The organism is Pseudomonas reactans (genome assembly GCF_013387025.1).
Lineage (GTDB): Bacteria > Pseudomonadota > Gammaproteobacteria > Pseudomonadales > Pseudomonadaceae > Aquipseudomonas > Aquipseudomonas reactans.
The window spans coordinates 1-370 of sequence record NZ_JACAQP010000213.1 but is presented as its reverse complement, the minus strand read 5'-3'; the positions used below and the strand labels follow the sequence as shown (position 1 = coordinate 370).

Genomic DNA, 370 nt, shown 5'->3' with positions numbered 1-370 from the left:
GTACAGATCGTTGTCGACCTTGCCCTTGGTGACACCACCGCCGTAGTAACCGGAGGTGTAGTAGGCCGAGGTATTGTTGTTGGCGCCATCGCTAGTGCTGTTGTAGTAACGCAGGTCGCTTTTCAGGACGCCAGGACCAATGGCCCAGTTGTTCACCAGACCCAGGAAGTTCTGCTTGTAGAAGTCCTTCAGTTCGCCATAGTAGTACGAGGCGATCAGATCCTTGGTGATCTTGTAGTCGGCACCGGCGTACTGGAACTTGTTGCTGAACCGACCCGCAGTACCCTGGGAGTAGTTCGAGCTGGCGTTGGCACCGGCAATCGACAGATCTTCGTCGTTGCTGGAGTTACGGCCTTTAGCCTTTTCAACC

At 54.9% G+C, this 370-nt stretch carries 1 protein-coding gene; it reads right to left on the bottom strand.

What is annotated here, in order from left to right; genetic code table 11:
* A partial coding sequence (locus tag HX793_RS30975) for an OprD family outer membrane porin (RefSeq protein ID WP_178905638.1) occupies positions 1–370 on the bottom strand: 370 nt, incomplete at both ends.